Consider the following 405-nt stretch of genomic DNA (forward strand, 5'->3'; position numbering starts at 1 on the left):
ATATTTGGGAAGCGTTTAAATACGTATGGATTTCAGAAAAAGCAGTGAAAACAATGGAAAATGTAGATGCTATTCAAAAAGGACTTCAGCATAAACCATTTAATCCAAATTCTGAAGCACACAAAAAATTTCTTCAAAAATTGGAAAGTAAAAAACAGGCCTTGAGTAAAAGCTTTCCACATATGTCTTTTTAAAATTTAAAATCGTATACCGGTAAATCAAAATATACGTAATTCATCGTATTGATTTCGCTTGTGCTTTGTTGCAGTTTTGTGATGCTATTAATCATAAAAAAATCAACAAAATGAAACACTTCAAAAAACAAGCATTATCAGTAGTTATTATTTTATCAATGGTATTCGTGTCATGTTCATCTTCTGATGATTCTGATGGCGATATAAAAGC

1 pseudogene is annotated in these 405 nt (G+C 29.6%); it reads left to right on the forward strand.

The window, feature by feature from the left end:
- Positions 1 to 194: pseudogene (locus FUA24_RS07750) on the forward strand (GSCFA domain-containing protein); the annotation flags it as partial.
- Positions 195 to 405: the final 211 nt, after the last annotated feature.

It is taken from the genome of Seonamhaeicola marinus (genome assembly GCF_008085455.1).